This is a genomic window from Vibrio sp. V43_P6S15P86 (genome assembly GCF_009904725.1).
GTDB lineage: Bacteria > Pseudomonadota > Gammaproteobacteria > Enterobacterales > Vibrionaceae > Vibrio > Vibrio diabolicus.
The window spans coordinates 1-5039 of sequence record NZ_WXWT01000177.1 but is presented as its reverse complement, the minus strand read 5'-3'; the positions used below and the strand labels follow the sequence as shown (position 1 = coordinate 5039).

Sequence of the window (5039 nt, the reverse complement as noted above, 5' to 3'; positions counted from 1 at the left end):
AGATAGAGTGAAATCACCAACTTGTACTTAAGTTATTTTACGTCGAAATAAAAGTATAAGTGCGCTTTGTCTAGCGCATTTAGTATTGTTTTAACAATAACTTAAGGAAGAGCGATTATGCACCTTAAAAACGGCAACGCAGTGAAAAGCGTGTTCACACTAAGCACTCTCACCGCTTCTTGTCTTATGGCCTTCAATAGCTACGCCGCAGTTGACTGTGCCCCTCTAGAAACTTGGCAATCATCAAAAGTTTATAACGGTGGTGACCAAGTTCAACATGAAGGTAATGCTTACAAAGCACGTTACTGGACGCAAAACAGTAACCCAGCGCAATCTGGTGAGTGGGGCGAGTGGGAAACACTTGGCGCATGTGATGGCACTGGGCCGGTTGATCCACCTCAGAATGAAGTCCCGACTGTTACTCTAACATCGCCTTCTGCGTCGGCTTCTGTGACTGCGGGGGATGTTGTTAACCTAGCTGCAGATGCAGCAGATACCGATGGTACTGTTAGCAAAGTAGAATTCTTTGTTGATGGCGTATTAGTTGGTCAGGCAACGTCTGCGCCTTATGCTGCGTCATGGACAGCGACTGAAGGCCAGCACGAATTCTCTACTAAGGCGTATGATGATGCAGGTGCAGTGAGCACAGCAAGTGCTGTGACGTTAACTGTGGCACCAGCACAACCTGGTAACGAAGCGCCGACAGTGGATGTTGCGCTTTCTGCGACTTCTATTGAATTGGGTGGCTCCGTCACACTGACTGCGAATGCCGTAGATGCGGATGGCACCGTTGCTAAAGTTGATTTCTATGTGGCGGGCGTCCTTGCTGGCACCGCAACAACTGCGCCATACACGCTTGATGTAACGCCTTCACAAGCTGGCTCATTAAGTGTTTATGCGAAAGCAACCGATGATGCTGGAGCAACAGCAGATTCTGCACTTGCAACGTTAACGGTAAACGGCGGCGCAGTGACATCTAATTGTCGTCCTGATGGTCTTTATCAAACAACGGGTGTAGATGTTCCTTACTGTTCTATTTATGACGAAGAAGGCCGTGAGAAAATGGGCGCCGATCACCCACGTCGTGTTATTGGTTATTTTACTAGCTGGCGCGCAGGTGAGGACCCTCAATCTACTTACCTTGTTAAAGATATTCCTTGGGAGCAACTTACTCACATCAACTACGCGTTTGTGAGCATTGGTTCTGATGGTAAAGTAAACGTTGGTGACGTTAATGACCCTAACAACCCTGCTACGGGTAAAACTTGGCCTGGCGTTGAGGTAGACCCTGCTCTTGGCTTTAAAGGTCACTTTGGTGCGCTAGCGACTTACAAGCAAAAACATGATGTTAAAACGCTAATCTCTATCGGTGGTTGGGCTGAAACGGGCGGTCACTTCGATACGAACGGCAATCGTGTAGCTGATGGTGGCTTCTACACCATGACGACGAATGCGGACGGTTCTATTAACCATGCAGGCATCGAGAAGTTCGCAACTTCAGCCGTTGAAATGATGCGTCAGTACAAGTTCGATGGTCTGGATATCGACTATGAATACCCAACATCAATGGCTGGTGCTGGTAACCCTTACGACAAAGACTTCATGGAACCACGTCGTCAGTATCTATGGGCGTCTTACCAAGAGCTGATGAAAGTATTGCGTGAGAAACTTGACGCGGCATCCGCGCAAGATGGCATTCATTATATGCTGACTATCGCAGCACCATCTTCAGGTTACCTACTGCGTGGTATGGAAACCTTCGATGTAACTAAGTACCTAGACTACGTAAACATCATGTCTTACGACTTGCATGGGGCTTGGAATGATCACGTTGGTCACAACGCAGCATTATTCGATACAGGTAAAGACTCGGAGCTAGCGCAGTGGAACGTATACGGCACTGCTGCATACGGTGGTATCGGTTACTTGAACACAGACTGGGCTTACCACTATTTCCGTGGTTCTATGCCTGCAGGTCGTATCAACATTGGTGTTCCTTACTACACCCGTGGTTGGCAAGGTGTTACTGGTGGTGAAAATGGCCTATGGGGCCGAGCCGCACTACCAAACCAAGCAGAGTGTCAACCAGGTACCGGTGAAGGGGAGAAGAACAACTGTGGTCACGGTGCTATTGGTATCGACAACATGTGGCACGATACCGACCCTAAAGGCAACGAAATGGGCGCTGGCTCTAACCCAATGTGGCATGCGAAGAACCTAGAAAATGGTATCTGGGGCTCTTACGCAGCCGCGTACGGTCTGGATCCAGTTAACGATCCTTCAGATAAGCTTGTTGGTACATATACTCGTCATTACGATAGCGTTGCTGTAGCGCCTTGGTTGTGGAACGCAGAGAAGAGCGTGTTCCTGTCTACGGAAGATAAAGCTTCTATCGAAGTGAAAGCTGATTACGTTATCGATAAAGAAATCGGCGGTATTATGTTCTGGGAACTGGCAGGCGACTACAACTGTTACGTACTGGATGCAAATGGTAATCGTACGGCAGTAGATGCAACTGAACAAGCTTGTGCAGCTGGTAATGGTGAGTACCACATGGGTAACACTATGACCAAAGCTATCTACGACAAGTTTAAGTCTGCAACACCTTACGGTAATAAAGTTGCGACGGGTCCAACACCAACAGAAGCGGTAGACATTACAGTCAGCGTTGGCGGCTTTAAGGTTGGCGACCAAAACTACCCAATTAATCCGAAGATCACGTTTACGAACAACACTGGTCAAGCGATCCCTGGTGGTACTGAATTCCAGTTTGATATCCCAGTATCAGCTCCTGATAATGCGAAAGATCAATCTGGTGGCGGTTTGAAAGTCATTGCTTCTGGACATACTCGTGCAAACAACATCGGTGGCTTAGATGGCGTAATGCACCGTGTGTCGTTCTCTCTACCTGCTTGGAAAGATTTACCTGCGGGCGGTACTTACGAGCTTGATATGGTTTACTACCTACCAATCTCTGGTCCGGCTAACTACTCAGTGATTTCTGGTGGTAAAGAGTTTGCGTTTAAGTTTGAACAGCCAGAACTGCCAATTGGCGACCTAAATGCAGGCTCGGGTGATGGTGGTACTACTGAACCAGGTACGTGTGATACGACAGGTTTAGTGACATACCCAGCTCTACCACAAACGGATTGGGCTGGTAACCCAAGCCACGCTAACCAAGGTGATAAGATCATCCACAACGGTGTGGTTTACCAAGCGAACTGGTGGACAGCGGCTGAACCGGGTACAGATGGTAGCTGGTCAACGGTATGTAACATCTAATTATTATGGATTATTTGTTATAGCCTAATGTTTACAGGCACTTAAACAAAAGCGCACGATGATTATCGTGCGCTTTTTTGTTGCGATGGTTTGTCGTTTAATCGAATTGGTAACTTTCAGGTATGACGACAATACCTTTGTCTGAGATTTTAAATCGCTTCGCATCTTCAAGTTTGTTGATGCCAATTTGAGTATGTGGCGGAATACGAACATGTTTATCAACTATGCAGTTGACCAACTGACTTCCTTCACCGACCTCTACGTCATCAAAAATGATGGAATCGACTACCGTGGCACTGTCTTGAATGCGTACGTTAGAGGAAATAATGGAATGCTGTACTGAGCCTCCAGAATTGATGACACCGGTAGCAATGATGGAGTTAATAAAAATACCTTCATTACCCGTGGCTGACGATACGGTACGAGCTGGTGGAAACTGCTGCTCGTAAGTACGAATCGCCCAATTGGATTGATATAGGTTCATTGGTGGTACTGGCTCTAGCAGATCCATATTCGCTTCATAGAAGGAATCAATGGTACCCACGTCGCGCCAGTAGCAATCCTTATCAACGCGCCCTTTACTGCCACAAAATTGATAAGCATAAACGGATTCCGTATCAATCAGCTTAGGTATGATGTCTTTTCCGAAGTCATGACTTGATGAATCGAGTTTTGAGTCGTCTTCGAGTGCTTCTTTTAAAACATCCATATCAAAGATATAAATCCCCATGGAAACGAGGCTTCTGGTTTTACTTCCTGGAAGGGTAGGTGGGCATTCTGGTTTTTCTATAAATGAAGTAACTAGCCCGTTTTCTGCGGTGCCCATTACCCCGAATGCTGAAGCATCCTCTACGGGAACATCCATACAGGCAACGGTGAGCTTAGCACCTTTCTCTTTATGCTCTTCAAGCATTGCGGCGTAGTCCATTCGATAGATATGATCGCCGGATAACACAACCACATACTTCGCGTCATTGCGCGATAGTAACCACATGTTGTGATAAATCGCATCAGCGGTTCCTTCATACCATGCACCACCTTTGCGCATTTGAGGTGGAACCGCAGTAATGTACTCGCCAAGCTCTGGATTGAATATTGACCAACCATCTCGCAAGTGTTTTTGAAGTGAATGAGATTTGTATTGGGTCAAAACAAGGATTTTACGTAAACCTGAGTGTAAACAGTTGGTTAGTGTGAAATCTATAATTCTATACTTTCCGCCAAAAGGTACTGCTGGCTTGGTTCTATCATCGGTGAGTGGGCTGAGTCTAGACCCCATCCCTCCAGCTAAAATTACGGCGAGTGCGTCTTCCATATTATTCCCTTTCCCTTTTTTGCATGCATCAAAACGGTGCTAACCAGGAGGAAGTGGTGTACAGCGCAGAGGTTTTGAAAGTGCATGTGCTGATGTGTTTACTACTGCAAACTTTAGTACAAGATTCGAGCCATAGAATATCTCTTTAAAAATCAAAGGGGTTAAAAGTTCATCGCAAGGCAATTGCACCACATTAGTGAAGTGCTAAGTAGGCCGTGCATCAAATTGGCGCAAGATTATAGGGAAGGGGAGAAAATAAGTATGGATTTACAATGTAAAGTGAGGATAAAACAGTAAGATAAAGATAATCAAGCACGCCTCTTCGTCTGTTCAAAGTGAGTGGATATAGAAATAAACCACTCACTCTTTAAACGTGCTTTCTTTATAGTCAACTATATGTTGATGTTACACTAAGAGAGACCGACGATATTTCCTTCATCAT

At 46.0% G+C, this 5039-nt stretch carries 2 protein-coding genes; one reads left to right on the top strand and one right to left on the bottom strand.

From position 1 onward, the window contains the following. The first annotated feature begins 117 nt into the window (after positions 1 to 117). Positions 118 to 3282: a chitinase C-terminal domain-containing protein gene (locus CAG69_RS07835; protein WP_161443570.1), complete on the top strand. Its 3165-nt coding sequence runs from the start codon at positions 118 to 120 to the stop codon at positions 3280 to 3282. Between the two features lie 97 nt (positions 3283 to 3379). Here CAG69_RS07835 and glgC read toward each other — a convergent pair whose 3' ends face one another. Beyond that, the gene (gene glgC / locus CAG69_RS07830) at positions 3380 to 4597 is read right to left on the bottom strand and encodes a glucose-1-phosphate adenylyltransferase (RefSeq protein ID WP_161443568.1); all 1218 of its coding nucleotides are present in this window, start codon (positions 4595 to 4597) and stop codon (positions 3380 to 3382) included. Positions 4598 to 5039: the final 442 nt, after the last annotated feature.